Source organism: Roseobacter sp. N2S, from assembly GCF_031454055.1.
Lineage (GTDB): Bacteria > Pseudomonadota > Alphaproteobacteria > Rhodobacterales > Rhodobacteraceae > Amylibacter.
Genome location: NZ_JAVDQB010000002.1, coordinates 301,413 through 321,416, shown reverse-complemented (window position 1 = coordinate 321,416; position 20,004 = coordinate 301,413). Strand labels below are relative to the sequence as shown.

8 protein-coding genes are annotated in these 20,004 nt (G+C 55.5%); 3 read left to right on the top strand and 5 right to left on the bottom strand.

The window, feature by feature from the left end:
• The first annotated feature begins 64 nt into the window (after positions 1–64).
• Both GGE09_RS07430 and GGE09_RS07425 read left to right on the top strand, forming a co-directional pair.
• A complete protein-coding gene (locus GGE09_RS07430) occupies positions 65–8,335 on the top strand; it encodes a non-ribosomal peptide synthetase/type I polyketide synthase (protein ID WP_309745451.1) in 8,271 nt (2,756 codons plus the stop codon).
• The gene (locus tag GGE09_RS07425) at positions 8,332–11,079 is read left to right on the top strand and encodes a condensation domain-containing protein (protein ID WP_309745449.1); all 2,748 of its coding nucleotides are present in this window, start codon (positions 8,332–8,334) and stop codon (positions 11,077–11,079) included. The genes GGE09_RS07430 and GGE09_RS07425 overlap by 4 nt, the downstream gene beginning before the upstream one ends.
• Here the strand turns inward: GGE09_RS07425 and GGE09_RS07420 are convergent.
• Positions 11,062–11,799: a 4'-phosphopantetheinyl transferase superfamily protein gene (locus GGE09_RS07420; RefSeq protein ID WP_309745445.1), complete on the bottom strand. Its 738-nt coding sequence runs from the start codon at positions 11,797–11,799 to the stop codon at positions 11,062–11,064. The genes GGE09_RS07425 and GGE09_RS07420 overlap by 18 nt on opposite strands.
• 35 nt (positions 11,800–11,834) lie before the next feature.
• Between GGE09_RS07420 and GGE09_RS07415 the strand changes: the two genes are divergently transcribed.
• Positions 11,835–13,646, top strand: a complete 1,812-nt coding sequence (locus GGE09_RS07415; RefSeq protein ID WP_309745443.1) for a CocE/NonD family hydrolase — start codon at positions 11,835–11,837, stop codon at positions 13,644–13,646.
• 82 nt (positions 13,647–13,728) lie between these two features.
• Here GGE09_RS07415 and GGE09_RS07410 read toward each other — a convergent pair whose 3' ends face one another.
• The 4 genes from GGE09_RS07410 to GGE09_RS07395 form a co-directional block, all read right to left on the bottom strand.
• Positions 13,729–14,919 (bottom strand): glycosyltransferase, encoded by a 1,191-nt coding sequence (locus GGE09_RS07410; RefSeq protein ID WP_309745441.1) that lies wholly within the window; start codon positions 14,917–14,919, stop codon positions 13,729–13,731.
• Complete coding sequence (locus GGE09_RS07405) at positions 14,909–17,104, bottom strand: polysaccharide biosynthesis tyrosine autokinase (protein WP_309745439.1); 2,196 nt, start codon at positions 17,102–17,104, stop codon at positions 14,909–14,911. Before GGE09_RS07405 ends, GGE09_RS07410 begins: the two co-directional genes overlap by 11 nt.
• A 121-nt stretch (positions 17,105–17,225) precedes the next feature.
• Positions 17,226–18,626 (bottom strand): hypothetical protein, encoded by a 1,401-nt coding sequence (locus tag GGE09_RS07400; protein WP_309745437.1) that lies wholly within the window; start codon positions 18,624–18,626, stop codon positions 17,226–17,228.
• Positions 18,627–18,686: 60 nt separating this feature from the next.
• Positions 18,687–19,919, bottom strand: coding sequence for a glycosyltransferase (locus tag GGE09_RS07395; protein WP_309745435.1), 1,233 nt, complete (start codon positions 19,917–19,919; stop codon positions 18,687–18,689).
• Positions 19,920–20,004: the final 85 nt, after the last annotated feature.

Sequence of the window (20,004 nt, the reverse complement as noted above, 5' to 3'; positions counted from 1 at the left end):
TAATTAGGTCACAAGGGTGACTGAGTGTTTGCATCGTTTTTTGATGCTATTTGAGAGTACCGCTATGTCACATGATGTATTTCCTGACCGTAGACCTGTGGGCGCCAGCCGACGTGCACGCTCTGACGTTTCTCTTCTTCGCGAAAAAATAGCCGCCATTTGGCAGGCGGTTCTGAACTGCGCGCCGCCGCGTGATCAGGATACGTTTTTTGATGCCGGGGGGAACTCGCTACAGTTGTTTGAAGCCCGTTTGATGATTGAACAGCTTGTCGGCCAGCGCATCAGCATGACGCAACTGTTTGAAACCCCGCAACTGGGGGCATTGGCGCAAAAATTGTCAGGTCTTATGCAGGCTGAAACAGCCACGCCGCAAGCTGCCGAGCCCAGTGATCGTGTGGATGTTTCGGATCGGGATATTGCGATTGTCGGTCTGTCGGGGCGCTTCCCGAAATCCACTTCTGTGGCTGATTTCTGGGATAAGCTGTGTCAGGGCCAAGATTTGATTTCCCGCTTTGATGCCAGCGAAATGGAAGATGCGGTTTCGCCCGCAGACCGCGCCAAGCCCAACTATCTGGCCGTACGTCCGATATTGGACGATGTGGATATGTTTGACGCCAAATACTTTGGCATCCTGCCCAAAGAGGCCGCTTTGATGGACCCCCAAGCGCGGGTGTTTCTGGAAATATGCGCTCATGCGTTGGAAGACGCGGGTATTGACCCCGAACGGACCAAAGACGCCATCGGGGTTTTTGCGGGCGCGTCCATGAGCACCTATATGTTGGCCAATATCCTGTCGGATAGCGCGGCGCTGGCGGATTTTACTTCGCAATTCCAGATTGGCAATTACGCGACTTTCACAGGCAATCTTGCTGACAGTCTGGCCACCCGCGTGGCATATAAGATGAACCTGAAAGGGCCTGCCATATCCCTTGGCACGGCCTGTTCCACGTCCTTGACCGCCATCGCACAGGCCTGCGGATCGTTGCGTTTGGGGCAATCGGATGTGGCGCTTGCGGGGGGTGTTTCGATCACCTTCCCACAAAAACGCGGCTATGTCAGCCAAGAGGGCGGCATGGCATCCGAAGACGGGGTTTGCCGCCCGTTTGATGCAGCTGCCAATGGTACGGTGTTCGGGCACGGGGCCGGGGTTGTGGTTCTTAAACGCCTGTCGGACGCTTTGGCTGCAGGGGATCAAATCTATGCCACCATTCGCGGCGTCGGATTGAACAATGACGGCTCAAACAAGATTTCCTACACAGCGCCATCAGTCGAGGGGCAAGCCGAAGCGATCCGCCGCGCCCATGCGGATGCGGGGGTGACGGCGGACAGTATTTCCTATGTGGAATGCCATGGCACCGCCACGCCACTTGGTGACCCGATAGAGGTGCGCGGCCTGTCTACGGCCTTTGGCACCCAATCCCCGAACCGCTGTGCGCTTGGGTCTGTCAAAGGCAATATCGGCCATCTGGATGCGGCTGCGGGCGTTGTCGGCGTGATTAAAACAGCCCTGATGTTACGCCATAAAAAGATCATTCCAGTGGCCAATTATACCAGCCCAAATCCGAATATAGACTTTGCGGAAGGTCCGTTTTTTGTGCCAGATGGCCTGCAAGACTGGATCGCCAATGGCCCGCGGCGTGCAGGTGTCAGTTCCTTCGGGATCGGGGGCACAAATGCCCATCTGGTTTTGGAAGAAGCCCCGCATATTGAAGCGCAGTCTGATGTGGCTGCCCCGCAAATCCTGCCATTGTCTGCCAAATCGCCCGAAGCTTTGGCCGAGATGGCCCAAAATCTGGCCGCAACGCTAGAGGATCCCAATGCCCCCACGCTGGCCGATGCTGCCTTTACCTTGCAAGAGGGGCGCAGCAGCTTTGATTACCGCGCGGCAGTGGCGGCATCCACGAAAGAAGATGCAGCCCAAGCCTTACGCAAACTGCCAGCGGTGAAAACCGCTAGTCCGGACATGCCCCCCGCAGTTGTTTTCATGTTTCCGGGGCAGGGTTCACAATACCCGGGCATGGCGCGGGGGCTGTATCACAGCCAACCTGAATTCGCCCGCTGGATCGACCAAGGTGCTGAAATCCTGCGCCCGTTGCTGGGCTTGGACATCAATGAAATCATGTGTCTGGGCGATGTGTCTGATGCCGTTGCCGCGCGTGCTTTGCGCGATACCCGTCTGACCCAGCCCGCGCTGTTTCTGACCCAATATGCCAATGCGCAATTGTGGCGCGCGCGGGGGATCAAGCCGGACGCGATGATCGGCCATTCGGTCGGGGAATTTGCGGCTGCGGCTGTTTCTGGCGTTATCGACTTTGAAACCGGCCTGAAAATGATCGCCAAGCGGGGCCAATTGATGCAGGACCAGCCTGCTGGCGCCATGCTGTCTGTGCGTGCACCGCTTGAAGACATCAAACCTTTCCTGACCGACGCCGTTGACATTGCCGCACTGAATGCGCCGAAACTGCAGGTTTTGGCGGGGCCGGAAGCTGCTGTTCAATCGCTCGAGGCTGCACTGGTTCAGGCGGGATTTGCCTGCACCCATTTGCATACGTCCCATGCGTTTCATTCCCGTATGATGGACCCTGTGATGCAGGCGCTGGAACAGGAATTTACCCAATTTACACTGAAACAACCGCAAATCCCCTATGTGTCTTGCGTCACAGGGGAATGGATTTCAGACACACAGGCCACGGACCCTGCCTATTGGGCGTCCCAAGCGCGGGCTTGTGTGAACTTTCAGGCGGCACTTCGCACCGCCTGTGAAATAAAGTCCGCTGTATTGCTGGAAGTGGGCGCTGGCCGCACCCTTTCAGCCTTTGCTGCGCAGACTTTAGAGCGCGGTAGCCATGGTGGAATTTTTCAGTCTCTGTCAGATCACACCCAAACATCTGAAGACGAGATTACCATGGCTACCGCATTTTCGAACCTTTGGCGTGCTGGCGTTCCGGTGGACTGGCCTGCATTCGGTCCACGAGGGGCGCGTCATGTCTCCCTGCCAGGCTACGCCTTTCAGCGCAAACGCCACTGGATCGAGCCTAAAAATTGCCAAGATCAAGACTTAACCAAATCAAGCGTGGCCCTGAACACGGCGGCGGATTTTGTAAATGTAAAGAGTGAACCGGTGATGACAATGACTGCAAATATTGCCCCTATCGCGCGAACCGAGCGTTATTGCGCTGAATTGATTGCCCTTTTATCTGATCTGTCGGGCGAGGATCTGAACCCCGCTGATGTGGATGTCACCTATCTGGAACTGGGGTTTGATTCCTTGTTTTTGGGGCAGGTGTCACAGGCCTTGTTGCGGGAATATGATGTTACATTAACCTTCCGCAGCTTGTTGACCGAATATCCGACTATTGCCGATCTGGCCCGCAAGCTGGATGAAACCCTGCCAGCGGATGCGCCCCCCGCGCCAGTAGAAGCGCCTGTTGAAGCGCTTGCTGAAACGCCTGCGCCTGCTGTTTCTGGCGTGGCCACTGTCGCCCCAATGCAGACCGCTGTTGGCTTGCCCGTCGCCAGATCAATGACCAGTGATGCGGCCAGTGTGATGCAGGCGCAGATGCAAACCATGCAAGCCGTGTTCAGCCAGCAATTACAGGCCCTTGGTGCCGCGCCGCAAGGTGCGGTTGCGCCCGTGGCCGCTGTTCAAACACCAGCCTCTGATGCACCCGCGAAGCCTAAAGCCGAAGCAAAACCAGTACTCGCATCTGAAAAGCCGGCAGGGTTCAAAGTGGGTCGTGGCCCAAATCTGGCAGGGGCAGAATTAAACGCGGGCCAACTGGCCTTTGCACAGGACTTAGCAGCGCGTTACAGTGCGAAATTCCCGAAATCCAAGGCGCTGGCGCAGAAATATCGCGGGGTTCATGCGGACCCGCGCACCGTGTCCGGTTTTCACCCAAGCTGGAAGGAAATGGCCTTCCCCGTGGTCGCAGACCGCGCCAAAGGGGCGCATTTATGGGACATTGACGGTAATACATTCATTGATCTGGTGAACGGCTTTGGCCAAACCGCTTTTGGCCACTCGCCTGATTTTGTCACCAAAGCGGTGCAAGCACAGATGGAACGGGGCTATCCCATCGGCCCGCAATCCGAAATTGCAGGGGCCGTGGCCGAACGTTTCGCCAAAATGGTTGACCATGAACGGGTGACCTTTTGCAACACCGGGTCCGAGGCCGTCATGTCTGCCATGCGCTTGGCCCGTTCGGTCACAGGACGCGACAAGGTTGTGGTGTTTGGCAACGATTACCACGGCCAGTTTGACGAGGTTCTGATCAAGGGTAAATCCCGTGGTGGCGATCCTGCGGCGCTGCCCGTGGCATCGGGTATTCCACGTTCTAGCCTGACAAATATGATCGTGCTGGAATACGGGGCTGAAACCTCGCTTGACTGGATCAAGGAGAATGCCAAAGATGTGGCCGCGGTGATCATTGAACCGATCCAAAGCCGCCACCCCGAAGTTCAACCGGTTGAATTTGTACGGAACTTGCGCAAACTCACCACCGAGATCGACGCGGCACTGGTGTTTGATGAGGTCGTTACCGGCTTTCGCACGCATGCCAAAGGCGTGCAGGGGGAATGGGGCATTCAGGGCGATATGGCCACCTATGGCAAGGTCGTTGGGGGCGGGATGCCCATCGGTGTTCTGGCAGGCGACAAACGCTATCTGGATGCGTTGGACGGTGGTTTTTGGGGCTATGGCGATGATAGCAAACCCGAAGTCGCGCCTACCTATGTGGCAGGCACGTTTGTGCGCCACCCGTTGGTGTTGGCCGCTATTGATGCCACGCTGGAACATATGGAAAACCACGGCGATCTGCTGTGGAAAGACACGGCTGCACGGGCGCAAGGGCTACGCAAACGGATGAACGCCTTTTTGGTCAGCCGTGGCTTGCCCGAACTGGTGACGGGGCATTCCAGTTGGATCGTGCCAAATGTGACCTCTTTTGATCCCCGCGCCACGCTGCTTTATGCGCTAATGCGCTTCAACGGGGTTCACCTGATGGACGGGTTCTGCGGGTTCCTGACCACGCAGCACGGCGATGCCGAAGTAACTGCCGTGGCCGAGTGTTTTGAACAGGCGGTAATAACGCTGCAAGAGCAGGGTATCCTGATCGGCACGGGAGAGATCAGCGCGCCACCCGTGATGAAAGACGCATCGCTGGCGCAGGCCGTGCCAATGAAAAACATCCCCCTGACCGAAAGCCAACGGGAAATCTGGATGGCTAACCAGTTGGGGGACATGGCGTCTTGCAGTTTTAACGAAGGGGCGGTTTTACAACTGGATGGACCGCTTGATGTGGATGCGCTGTCAGCCGCGCTGGATCAGGTGATCGCCCGCCATGATGCCCTGCGGTCTGTTTTCCACAAATCAGGCGAAAGCTTTGACGTAGTGGCGCCATATCATCTTGACCTTAACACCATTGCGGCGGAGCCGAACGCAGGCGCGGCGCTGGTTACCGAACTGGCTGATGCAGAGGCCCGCCGCCCGTTCGATCTGACCGACAACCCTGCATTTCGCGCCCATCTGGTGCAAACAGGGGCGCAAAGCCATGTGTTGATCCTGAACGCCCACCACATCATCTGTGACGGTTGGTCGTATAACATTGTCTTTGAAGAATTGGCCGCGCTGTATCGGGCACAAACTACAGGGCAGGCGGCAGATTTAGACGCGCCCGTGTCTTTTGCCGCGCATGCGATCAACAGTAAGGACGCGCGGGTTGCGCCGGAAACCCGTGCTTTTTGGCAACAGCAATTCGCTGACGTGCCAGAGCTGCTAGAGCTGCCATTGGATCAACTCCGCCCGCTGCGCAAGACTTTTAACGGGGCAACTGTGACGTCGTTTGTAGATGCCGAAGTGATGAAATCTACCCGCAAAGCTGGTGCAAAACAGGGCTGCACCTTGTTTGCCACGCTGTTTGCAGGGCTGCAGATCACGCTTGGACGGCTCAGCGATGCGTCTGATGTGGTGATTGGCGTGCCCACCAGCGGGCAGGCGATGTTGGATGCGCAAAACCTGATCGGCCATTGCGTCAATTTTCTGCCGATCCGCGCTGCATTCGATCCGACAGCCCCTGTAAGCACCCATCTAAAAACCGTCAGTCGTGCGGTGATGGATGCCTTTGACCATCAGGAATACACCTTTGGGACGATGGTTCAGGATTTGGAACTGCCCCGCAGCCTGAACCGACTGCCATTGACTGAAATCCAGTTCAATCTGGAAACCGTACCAGAGGATCTGGATATGGGCGACGTGCAAATGTGCGTGGCACCCAATGCCAAAGCCGCCTCGAATTTTGATATGTTCTTCAACGTGATAGAGTCCAAACAAGGTTTGCGCATCGACGTGGATTATAACAGTGATGTGTATTCGGATGCGACGATCAAACGTTGGGTCGGGCATTTTGAACAGGTCCTGCGTGCCATTGCACAAGACAGCACACAGGCGATTGAGGATGTGCAACTGGTGGGCGATCAAGTCCTGACCACGGTAAAAGCCGAAGGCTATGCCGATTTTGATCGCAGTGCGATGATCCAGAAGCTGATCACCAAAAGCGTTGCTGCCCATCCGCAGGCCATTGCGCTGGATGATGGGAAAACCACGCTGACTTATCAGGCGCTGGAACAGCAAAGTGATGCGCTGGCGGCCTTTATCCAGCAGCAAATTCAGGGGACGAACGGGCGTGTTGCCGTTGCGATGGACCGCTCGGTTCAGATGGTGGTGACGTTGCTGGCGATCCTGAAAGCGGGGCATGCCTATCTGCCGCTTGATCCCACACAGCCAGCCGCGCGTCTGCGCCTGATCCTTGAAACCGCGCAAGTGGCAGGGATTGTGACGGATGCGCCAGACTCGGTAGGATTTGCCGCGGATTTGGGTCTGCAAGTGATTGACCCAGTGCTGGCCCCTGTTGGGGGAGAGCCCGAAGCGGTGCCCCAAGACCCCGAGTCGACTGCCTATGTGATCTTCACGTCCGGCACCACGGGAACGCCCAAAGGCGTGGAAATCCCCCATCGTGCGGTGGTGAATTTCCTGACTTCTATGGCGCAGAAACCAGGGCTTTCGGAACATGACACGCTGCTTTCAGTCACGACTGTGATGTTTGATATTGCGGTGCTTGAACTGTTCCTGCCCCTGACCGTTGGTGCAAAAACAGTGATTGCGGGCACCATCCAAGTGCTGGACGGCTACGCGCTGGTGGATCGGTTGGAGGCGGGCGACATTACTGTGATGCAGGCCACGCCGACCCTTTGGGATATGCTGCTGGATGCCGGTTTCACCCCAAAAGCAGGGCTAAAAATTCTGGCAGGGGGTGAACCTTTGCCAAATGACCTTGCCCAGCGTTTGATGGCGCATGGGGCGGCGTTGTGGAACATGTACGGCCCCACGGAAACCACCATCTGGTCGGCAGTGCAACAGATCGAACAGGGCAAGCCAATTACCATCGGCCACCCGATCGCCAACACCTCGCTGGTCATTCTGGACGCACAGAACCGCGTGGCACCCATCGGTGTTGTGGGGGAATTGAACATCGGCGGGGACGGGCTGGCCAAAGGCTATTTCAACCGCACTGATCTGACAGAAAAGGCGTTTCGCCCCGTTGATCTAGGCGGGCAGCCGCAGATGTTGTACCGCACGGGCGATCTGGCCAAGCTGCGCGATGATAGCACGGTTGAGGTTTTGGGCCGCATCGATACACAAGTCAAACTGCGCGGCTTCCGTATTGAACTTGGAGAAATCGAAAGCCGCTTGCGGACCATGGATGGTGTTCACAAGGCTGCAGTTGATGTGAAAACCCGCGCAAACGGGGATCGTCAGTTGGTTGCCTATTTGGTGGCTGAAAGTGACGCTGTTGTGGACAGCAAGGCCTTGCGTTCAGCATTATCGGCGGTACTGCCGAACTATATGGTGCCGCAGGCCTATGTGACCTTGCCCGCTTTGCCACAAACTGCGAACGGCAAGCTGGATCGCAAATCCTTGCCTGATCCAGACAGCACGGCCCAAGCCGCACCAGTCGTCACACAAAGCCCGACATCGGCGAATAGTGCCACAGAACAACAGCTTATGGAAATTTGGGGTGCGGTGCTGGGCACTGAAACCCTGTCCACCACCGATACGTTGTTTGATCTGGGGGCCGATTCCCTGACGGTGTTTCGCATCGCTGCGCGCATGACCGAAGCGGGCCTGAACCTAGAGGCGAAGCATCTGCTGGATCATCCCACGATTAAAGCTTTGGCCACATTTGCCGACAGCCGCGCAACCGAGCCGAGCAAGCCCGCCGCGCCTTCGCTAAAGGATTTCCGCAACGGCGCGCGTCGCAGCATAGGGATCACGACATGAATGTGGTTAATTCCAAGTTTGAGCCCGATCATGTGGTCGCCGAATTTCCCTTGTCTACGACACAACAGCAATTCTGGTTCCTAGACCAGTTGCATCCGGGCAATCCCGCATTGAACGTGGCGATCAGTTGGGAAGTTCAGGGCAAATTTACGCCTCGCAGCATTGAACGGGCTTATCGTCTGGTGATTGCGCGCCACGAAATCTTGCGCACCCGCTTTGTGGAAAAGGACGGGCTGCCTGTGCAGCAAGTGCTGGAATTTGCGGATTTCGATCTGGATGAAGAAGACATTCGCCACCTGCACGGACAAACCCAAGAAGATCGACTGGCTGAAATCGCTGCCGAGGTCGCCCGTCACCCGTTTGATCTTTCCAATACGGGTTTGATCCGCGCAACTTTGGTGCATCTGGCGAATGACCGTGCCCGTTTGCTGACTGTGGCCCATCACAGCGTTTATGACGGGTTTTCCATCGGTGTTATGGGGCGGGAAATTGGTTTGGCCGCCGCGGCTTATGACGCTGGGCAGACGCCCAATCTGGCCGAACTGCCGCTGCAATACGGAGATTTCAGCCTGTGGCAGCAAGAGTACCTCGATTCTGGGGTGCTGAAAGAGGACGCCGATTACTGGCGCGCGCAGATGAAGGATGCGCCCTATTTTGAGGTACCAACGGATTTTCCCCGGCCCAAAGCACGCAATACGGAAATCAAATATCTGAACCTTGCGCTACAAGGCGATTTTGCAGATCAAATCGACAGACTGGCCAAGCGCAACAGCACCTCGCCGTTTGTTGTCGGGGCGGCGATTGCCTCGGCGGCGCTGCATCGTGTGACCGGCGCGGATGAGGTGTTGTTTGGCACGCCGATTGTGGGCCGCCATGAGGTTGAACTGGAACCCCTGATCGGCCCCTTCATCAACACACAAGTGCTGCGGTTGCACACCCGCAAAGACCAGAGCTTTGCAGATCATGTAGGACAGGCGAAACAGGTTGTCGAAGGGGCGATGGTCCATCAGAACCTGCCGTTCAGCAAACTGGTGGAACTGGTTAATCCGGTGCGCGATGCGTCCCGTGCGCCGTTGATTTCGATGAACTTCAACCTGCAACATGTGTTCATGGAGGATCAGACCTATGGCGCGTTTGGCATGGTGTCCAAGCCGACCCATACACCAGGGGCAGCGCGGGATTTGGACATTGTCATCATCGGGCGGCCCACAGGCTGGCGGCTGAATATTGAGTATTCTCCCCATCTGTATAAAGCTGAAACCATCACGGCGCTGCTGGATTTGATCAAGCAAAGCTTTGCTTATGCTTTTGATAATCCTGACTTTACCCTTGGTGACTTGGCATTGGTGATGCCAAAAAGTGCTGATGTAGCTGTGCCCGCCCAACCCGACGACGCCATCGCAGATATTTTGCAAAGCCATCCCTTTGTGGCCCATGCCGTAACCGTTACGCAGGAACGCGGGCACTGGGGCTTTGTCACGGCAAACCCGTCGCCTTTGATGGCGTTGGAAACATTGCCTGCCATTCTAATGCAGCACTATACGGTTAACGCAAACGGCGAGCATGGTCTGGCTGGGATCAGCGTTCTGGCTGAATTTCCACTGGACGGGACGGGGGCTGTTAAACTGGAAGATTTGCCAAATCCGGTACAAGCTCTGACAGATAAAACGGCCGATTCTGCTCCTCAGCCCGCTGACCTTGAGCAGGGTCTGATCACCCTTTGGCAAGAGTTGCTGGAGCGCGACACAATCCCCACCGACAAAAGCTTTTTCGAGTTGGGCGGGCATTCCCTGCTGGCCGTGCGCATGGTTGCGCGCATCCGCAAGGCGTGGAACGTGAACCTTGGGGTGTCAGCAGTTTATGAAACCCCGACGATTGCCGATCTGGTGGCCCATCTGACCCCCCAAATTGCGCCTGTCACAACAACGGTTGAAACCGATTGGCGGGTGGAGCCGATCCGCACCGATGGCACGGGGCAGCCGATTGTTGCGGTGAATGACATCAGCCTGATCCTCTCTGCCTCGGATCATTTCAAACAGGCGCGCCCTTCGGTTTGTGTGCGCTTGTTCGATGGAAAACGCGGCATTGATCAATCCAAACGCAGCTTTCAAGAAATCGCGATTGAATACGCCAAAGTGATTGAACAGACCCAACCCCAAGGCCCGTATCTGTTCTTTGGGGCCTGTGTCCACGGGAATATCGCGTTGGAAGTCGCCCGATATTTGCAAGAAAAAGGCCATGAAATTCAAGGCGTTGTGATCAAGGATTGCTGGGAGCCGGGTTATGCGGAAAGGATCAGCAATGACAAGAAACAACGCCGCCGCGAACGTAATTATGCGCTGTTCAATCGCATCCGTCAGGTGCGCAACGGGCGTCTGTCGCTGGCCGCTATGCTGGGCAGCTACCGTGTTATTCGCAAATCCGGGCTGCTGACGCTGGCCGTTAAAATGGGGCTGGTGGACCGCGTCCGTTCAACGGATATGACTGCGGAACAAGAAGGGTTTGTCGCCTATATTTCAGAGGCGCGGAACGTCTATCGCCCTCAACCTCTGGACTTTCCGATCCTGCATGTGGTCACAAAAATCACCCCGACAGGCAAAGGATTTTTACCGTCAATAGGCTGGGAACGTATCGCGGGTAAGTCGTTGAGAACCGTCAGTATTGAGGATGTTTCAACGGTCAAAGGCCAGATCACCGGCACCGATGCTTTGGCCCGCGAGATTGAGTCATTTCTCGACCGGTAATCGACGATGGGTGATTTTAACAGGGCGGCCATGGCTGAAAACAGCGATGGCGCCCACCAGATCCGGTGCAAGATCGAAATGATGCAAAGACAGGGCATTTGTGATAGTGGGATCCGTGGCAAAACGGGTCAAACGTACGGGGGCGTGCGGCGTCAAGGTGACATCAAAACTGTCCAACTCCAGCGTCAATCCCGTACCGAGCGCCTTTACAATCGCCTCTTTTCGGGTCCAGCAGCGGTAAAATCCGTCGTTCCACTGCGCGGAGGGCAATTGTGCCAGCTCTGCTTGCTCTGTTGTCGAGAAAAACCGTTTGGCGACATCGGCTTCAACGGGGCGGTACTGTTGAATATCAAGGCCGATTTCCGCGTCATTATCCAAGCTGTTGACCACCGCAAGGGCTGCGTGGTTTTCAGAGTGGCTGAGGTTGAACCGCAACAATCCCGCCAGTTCGGGCTTGCCATTTGCACCATAGCTGAACTGCAAATCTTGTGGCGGTTTGTCCAGATATCCTGCCAGAATATGACGCAATCTGTTACGGCCGTTTGCAAACCTATCTTGATGAATTTGCTGAACAAATCTGGCCGCGCGGGTTTGTTCGTCGGAAGTCATAACACAATTTACCGCGTTCAGCGGATGATCCAAATTCCACGTCCAAAGATCAATGTTCAGGGTCAAATGACAGTTTTCCCAATGCTCGGATACTTTCGCGAACTGTGTCACGGATATTTTTCCGCGTCGAGGGGGCGCAAGTGTTCATGAAACGTTTATTCTTTCCTGTCATGCTGTGTCTGGGGCTGGTCGCGGGCGGGCTTGTCCTGACGGAACCCGGGCGTGCGTTATTGCGTCCCATTAAGCATGTGATCGAATTCAGGGCCTTTGTGGCCGGCCTACCGGTGGAAAGTGATCTGGCGGAATATAAGGTGGAAATGCCGGATGGGGTGCATCTGGCCACAGATGTTTACATTCCAACAGGTGGTGCTGCGCGTAAGCCAGTAATTCTTGTGCGCTTGCCCTATGGAAAACGCCTGTATGGGGAGGCATTGCACTGGGTACGCCTGTTCAGCGCCCATGACTACGCCGTTGTGGTGCAGGATATGCGTGGGCGTTATGGCTCGGAAGGGGTGTTTTCGCCTTACCCGAATGAGGGTAAGGACGGTGTTGCTACGCTTGACTGGATTGTCAAACAACCTTGGGCGCAAGACCGCGTGGGTACCATCGGTTGTTCCGCTTTGGGCGAAGCGCAAATTCTATTGGCGGCTGAACGTCACCCCGCCCACCGCGCCATGATCCCGATGGGGGCTGGCGGGGCAATTGGCACGGCAAAAGGTGCTTACGGCTTCTTTGGGTTTTATGAAGGCGGTATCATGACGTTAGCCTCTGGCTTTGGCTGGTTTCTGGGGCAAGGCGGTAAAACGGGCGATGCCATGCATGCTCCTGATGTAGAGTATGGGCAGGCTTTAAAGACCCTGCCTGTGATCAATGCCGTGTCCCGTTACCGCGAGGACGACACAGATTTTGAAGAGTTGTTATCCGGCTTTGATGACCCTGCTGTTCATGACAGTTGGGGATATATTTCGGACGCGGATCGTTTTGACGTGCCGTCTTTGATGGTGGACACGTGGTATGACTATGGCATCGGTTTCAGTTTTCAGTTGAACCAGATGATTGGTGCGGCGAATCCGAAAACCCACCTGCTGGTCGCCCCAGCAACCCACTGTGATATGGCGGGGCCGTTTCGCAACGGCGCTGTGGGGGATGTGCCGGTCGCCAAGGATGCCGCAATCCCGTTTGACGATATATACTTGGGCTTCATGGATCATCAGCTTAAAGGCAAGGGCCTGTTTTCCTTTCCGCGATTTCAGACCTACATGCTGAACCAGGACCGCTGGTTGAAGAGCCAAAGCTGGCCACCCGAGACAGCGCAGAAACGGGTGTTTTATCTGGGCGGGGAAACGTTGGGTGATGCGCCGCCGACCAATGCGCAGACCCGTAGTTTTCGATCTGACCCCGCCGATCCCGTGCCAACGGTTGGTGGTGCGATCTGTTGCACGGGTGATCCTGAAAGCCGTGCCGGCCCGCTTGATCAATCCCCCATCGAAGACCGCAAGGATTTGTTGCTTTTTACTTCTGATCTTTTTGAGCAACCTCTTGAAATTGCAGGGCCTTTGATGGCCCATTTGGCCGTGTCAACCGATGTGCCTGATACTGATCTGGTGGTGCGTTTAAGCGATGTTTCTCCGGATGGCCGCTCTGTTTTGATACAAGAGGGCGCTTTGCGGTTGCGTTATCGGAACGGATTTGGCGTGCCGGAATTGATGCAGCCCGATCAAATTTATCAGGTCCAGGTCTCATTGCGCCACATCGCCTATCAGTTGGCTGCGGGGCATAAGTTGCGGCTGCATATTGCGGGCAGCAGTTTCCCCCGTTTGGCGCGCAATATGAACACAGGCGGTGATCCGAATTTGGAAAGCACGCCCCGTGTCGCGAATATTACGCTGCATTCGGGGGGCCGGTTTGACAGTCGGGTAGAGATGTTTGTGATGCCCGCTGACAATTTAGGGAAGTAGGCTCACCCTCGCCAGACTTAGCGTTTGGCGAGGGTGCTGATCTAGGTATTTGGACAACAAAGACCGCTTGGGGCTGGCTTGATTAGGCGACGAAGCCGAGGTTTGCGAGGCTTTTTGTGATGCCTGTTTGAAAGGCGGACTCATCAAAGCGACTGGCGTGGGCGACCAGATTTAACGGGTCTAGCTGATCCAGCTTTTCGGCTTCAAAATCGCGCACAGCTTGGGCCAGACCTTCGGCTGAGTTGTCTTGGAACAGCAGACCGGTTTGGCGGTCCAGCACAGTGTCCAATGCGCCGCCGCGGCCATAGGCGATGACGGGGCGGCCCGATGCCATAACCTCAACGGGAACAATACCGAAATCTTCTTCGCCCGGGAAAATAAGGGCTTTGCAGCGTGCCATATGGTCTTTGAGTGTTTGGAACGGCACTTTGCCAAGGAAGGTGACGTTGTCTGGTGCTGTGCGGGCCAGTTTCTTCCATGTTTTGTCAGGGCCGCCGATAACGAGCAGCGGTTTTTTCAACTGGCGGAACGCCTCTATCGCGATGTCGGGGCGCTTGTACGAGGCCAGTTCGCCTGCCCACAGGTAAAAATCACCAAGTTCGGTATCAGGAACCGGCGCGAAATCTGCGACTGCGACGGGGGGATGCACCACATCGGCATCACGACGCCAGTATTTTTGGATGCGGGCTGCCACATGATTGGAATTGGCGGCAAATCCGTCCACGCGGGCCGCACTGGTCACGTCCCATGACCGCAATCCATGGGCCAGATGGGGCATCAGGGTGCGGGTGATCAGGCCCGCGCCGTTGCGATAGGTGTGGTACTGATCCCAAAGATAGCGCATGGGCGAGTGGCAGTAGCACAGGTGTGGCGCTTCGGGGGGGGCGATGATGCCTTTGGCTGGGCCTGCCTCGCTTGAGATCACGAGATCATAGCCCGTGAGATCAATTTCCTCCAACGCGCGGGGCATAAAGGGCAGGTACTTCTGGTACATTTTCGTCGCCATCGGAAGGCGCGACACTGATGTGGTTTTGACGCTATGCCCGTTGATCAGATCGCTGATGGTGTCTGGCGTGTAAACATGGGTGTAAATATCCGCCTGCGGATACATGCGGCACAGGGATTCCAGCACTTTTTCACCGCCGCGCATACCTACCAACCAGTAGTGGATGATCGCAACACGCGGTTGGCTGCCTACAGGGGTTTGGCGAATGGAGGGGCCGCGGCGCATGTCAGGCTGTTCGCGCACCACATAAAAACCGTTACTCTTCATAGCTGTAGCCCCCGACAAATTCTGTGCTGTACTCTTTTGGGTCCACCATATTGAACACAATGCCCGCAGGGCGGGATCTGGCGTCGCTTAGCATAGACAGCGCCTTTTTCACCGCTTGTTTCGGGGTTTCATGCCAGCGCACCACAAAGACCACACTGTCCACGGCCTGGGCCAACATCAGTGCGTCAGAAACGGCCAGAATAGGCGGGGAATCGATGATCACCACGTCATATACCTGTTCCAACATACGCATCATTTCCGCCAGTTTGTCTTTGCTCAGTGCGTCAACCGTTTGCGCGTGCGAACCATTGGAGGTTAGAATATCAAAGGGCATATGGGTGTCGGAATAGATCGCATCTTGCAGGTCACAGGCATCATCCAGATAGTCAGACAGGCCGTGTGTCATGTCCCAGCCGAATTCTTTGGCCAGTCCGGACCGGCGCAAATCGCAATCGACCAAAACCACCGATTTCCCCGATTTTGCAATCATGGACGCAAGGTTCAGCGTGGTGGTGGTTTTCCCCTCATTCGGGGTGGAGGAAGTGACAAGGATCGTCTGGGCTTTTTTGCTGGGCACCTGCATCAACAGCGATGTGCGCAACTGGCGGACCCGTTCCGCATATTCGCTGTTGGGCGCATACATCACATCCAGATAGCTATCGACAGGGTTGTCCCATTCGCCCGCTTGCAAGGATGCCAGAACCGGCAGGCCTGTGTCATTTTCAATGTCGTCTTCGCTGCGATAACTGGCCGAAGACAGTTCCAGATAAAATACGGTGCCAAAGCCGATAGCCATGCCCAGCATCGCGCCCAGAACCGCAATAAGTTTGGGGCGCGGGGCCGAAGGCGCGCCCGGAATAGTGGCCTGTTCGATGATCCGCGCATCGGCTTTTTGCAGCTGCTCCTGACTGCGGGTTTCGGTCAAGCGGTTCAGCAGTTGTTCATAGGCCAATCGCGCCGAGTTGGTCTTGCGTTGCAGTTCTTCCTGATCCAGTTCGTTGGTGGAAATAGAGATCACCCGTTCTTGCATCCGGTCCATGTTTTGCTGGATCGACGCCTCGCGGGCTTGGGCCAGTTGCACCTCGCCTTTGCGCTGTTCGATGATTTTTTCCACCTCCGAGGTCATCTCGGCCTCGATCACGTCAATCTGGCTGCGCAGCCGTTTACGCGAAGGGTGGGTTTCATCATAATTGCGCGCCCAAACCCCGTCTTCGATGGTCAGTTTGACCCGCTCGCCGTTTAACACTTCTAGCTGCGGTGAGGTTAGCAAAGTGCCCGCTTTGGTGATGCCTTTTTCCTGCACAATCAGTTGCAGTTGTTTCAAACCAGCCTCGGCAATGGTGCGTTCTGCTTGGGCGTCGGACAGTTTCGTGGTCAGTTCAAACAACTGTTGGGAAATAGATTGCAGGCTGGTGCCATCGGCAGCCAGATTGGCCATGCGGGTGCGCACGCCAGCGGCCTGTGCCTCTTCCAGCTCTTTGCGCAGGATTTTCAGTCGGTCTTCGATCCAAGCGGTGGCTTGTTTTGCCACGTTCTGGCGGGTTTCCAACTGTTGTTCGATGTATTTTTCCGCAATGGTGCGGGCCAAAATCATCGACAATTCGGGGTTTTCTGTCGTGGCAATGATGCTGATGACAAAGGATTTGCCTTCACGCCGCACCTTTAGGTTTTTGCGAATGACATAGACCAGACGTTCGATTTTGTTGCGCTCTGCCTGTTCTGCTGTCACTGGTTTGGGGGTTTTGCCCAAGCCCAGTGTACGTAAAAATGATTTGATCCGGCTTTTGATCGAAGGCGGCGCATTCGCTGGATCAAGGTTTTCCAGACGGGCGAAACCAATCTGGTTGATCACGGATTCAATCAGAATATTGGATTGGATCACCGAGGTTTCGCTGACAACCACCTGATCGCTGATATCCAGATCAGACACCACTTCGGGCCCGATTGTTACCTGACTTTTGCGTGGATCAAGCATGACGCTGGATTGCGCTGTATAGGTCGGAGTGATCTGTGAAACGAGAATAAACGCCAGCAGCCCGCAAAGAACCGTCGACAAGATGATAATATTGCGCCGACGCCAAATCATCCGCGCCAGATGCTTCAGATCAACCATATCGCGATCGTCAGACCCGATCCGTTTCATCGGAAAAAAACCGTCTTCAAATGGAGGCTTGCGATTGTACATGACAATCTCCTACTCACTAATCAAAACACTACACAGATACACAACTCATTTGATTTGAAGGTTTCTCTTTTTAAAGTCAAATGGTTGCTATTTTTTCTCGGCTATTGTTTCGCCAGTTATGTCAAAGGAATTTCTGGCGTTGAATTGTTCCGTTTCCCGCAACAGTGCGCGGGGGGATTGATGGATTTGTCACAGGTGATTCTTTTGCCGTGCCACGGGCCAGACCCGCAATCATTCCAGCGAGTACGAAAAAGAAGATGCCTAAATCTGGTGTCGGCGTGGTCAGAGTGGCCGAAATCAGCAAGGCAAGGCAAGCACATTTCAGGCTGTCCAGAATTGCGGTGTTTTGCAGGTCGCCGTTTCGCAGTTTCAGGCGGGACAGGGTCCACAAGAACAGCAGGTAAAGTGCGGTTCCGATTAGCCCGATGCTGCCCAGACAGGCCAAAAACCAGTTCGATGCGCGAATACTGCCAAGTCCCGCGCCCATCATCCAAGTGTCGAGGAAATTCTGATAGGCCTGCACATTCCAGCTCATCCGCTCAACGCCGGACTGGCTGTCCGCTTTGTCAAAAAGCACGGTATCCAGAAAATCGGTGACGGGCTGGACGAACTGATAGGCGGCAAAGCCGAACATCATGAACAGCCAGACCGCAAGCAAGACGATCAACGTCACAATCATCGCCTGTTTGCGCACGCGGCCTTGCAGGCTGTCAATAAAGGCGAAAATCCCCATCACCAACAGCAACGCGACAACCGCCACATAGGTGGACGAAGAGGTCGAGCGTATCATCACAATTGCCGTTCCGATCAGGCACCAAAGCGCTGCGCGGGACGGCGGGCCAGAAATCCAATAGCGCAGCCAGAACCCGAACAGCCCCAGCGTATAGAACCCAAACGAAGATGCCTCGGGGAAGCCGCCGATCATTCGTTTAAGTCCGCCCATACGGTGATCAATCAGCATGGAATAATTGGCCGTGCGGATCGGATCGAGGATTTCAGGCAGCCCAACGGCAAAGGTTAGAACATCGGCCCAACCCAGTACAATATTCACAATTGTGGCGGCGATCATGGAAGAAAGTACCACTTTGAAATCGGGTTTGGCGCGGAACAATGTGGCGGCTGCGAAAAAGGCCAGAACATCCAGCATCAGGCGGAACAATTGCGTGATATTGCCTGTGGTCGGGCGTAAGAACACCGATATGATTTCGGTCTTGTTGTCGTCGCGCGAAATGCCGAAAACCTCGGTCTGGCCTGCAAAAAGGCGGGGGAAAACCATGGTGGCGACGATGCAGTAAAACGTCAGCAGCAGCAGGTAAAATCCGGGCTGCCCGGGCCGCATAGAACCTGCAATCCGCCCCGGTCCATTGGGGCCGGAAAATACCAAAGCGAACAGCACCAAAGCACCCAGATCAATGATCCCGATGGTCGCCCCGCCCACCGCTGGCATGTTAAAGGCGGCTGCAGCGCCAAAGGGGGACATGATGAAAAACCAATGCATCCCGCGCAGGGGGCCTTGTTTCATCAGCATCACCACCAAAAGCAGGGCAAGAAGGGTGCTTGGGACAATCTGCATCGCGTTGCGTCAGGCTGCCTTGGCCAGAACCGAGGTATAGAGATCCAGCAAAGCATCCCCCCACGCCTGTTCATCCAATGCAAGCGGGGTCGCATTGGCAAAAGCGGTCTCGCTCATCTGTTTGATCTGTGTGGCGGGCATGTCTTTCAATTTCGTTAAGGTCTGCGCGAATTCATCGCTGTTGTGGATGTTACACGAAAGCCCCAAGCCCAGATTGGTGATTTCATCGGCCAGAAACGCATTGTGGGGGATGATCACCGGAATCCCGCTTTGCTGGGCCTCAATTGCGACCATGCCAAAGGGCTCGGCAAACAGGCTGGGCATCACAACCGCACGAGCGCTTTGCAACAGCGTTTGCAGACGGGGTTTATCACACCAACCCTCTTGGCGCACTGCGGGGAATTCCTGCGTAAACTGCGCAGTTAACGGGCCTTCGCCGATGGTTACTAAGGGCACGCCAGCGGTTTGTGCAGCGCGGGCCAGTTCTACCACGCCTTTGTCCGGCTCCATGCGGCCAACAAAGAAAAACGCGCTGTTGTTTTCGACCTTAACCCGTTGATTTGTAAAAGGGGCTACTGGATTGCGAACTGTGACCATGTTGCTGTTTTTATAGCCAAAGGTCTTGAGCCGCTGTTCCATTCGCGGGTGAATAATCGCAATCGCACCCCACGGATATTGATCGCCAAAACTGCGCCCAAGCAGCGCCTGCCGCGCTACGCGCCAGCCCTTGTGGATGTAGGACCGCTTGTCGCAATGGGTGGTCATGCAAGACATCCCAAGCGGAGTGCGGCTGCAAGACACACCTTTTTGGAAGTCGTAAAACACACCGTTGGGGCAGGCTAGAAACTGATCATGGGAATGCACAATCACGCGGGGGGCGACCGCTTGTAACGCGCTGAAAATGCTGGGAGACAGGATCAGCGACCACGCGTGTACATGGTAAATCGTCTGAGGTGTGTCATGCTCCGCGATCAGCGTTTCTAGGGCGGATTTGGCCTTGGTATTATACAGCCCGCTGGCCATGGCCTGCAATTTTCCCTGTTCCAGCAAGGGTTTGCCACCAACAGGCACGATTTTGATACCCAGACCATCCAACGTGCTGTTGCAGGCGTCATCCCCGCAAAACAGGGTCACGGGCAACCCACGAGCGCGGAACAGCCGTGCCGACAACAGCGCCAGCGCAGTTGCACCGCCACGGGCAAGACTAAAGTCGTTGATGATAACAACCCGCTCACAGGTCATAGGCTGAATACCTTTAGAATGTCTTTACAATTTTGGCGTAGGGTTAGAGGGCAAAAATGGCGGAATTATGGGATGGCTTGGATTT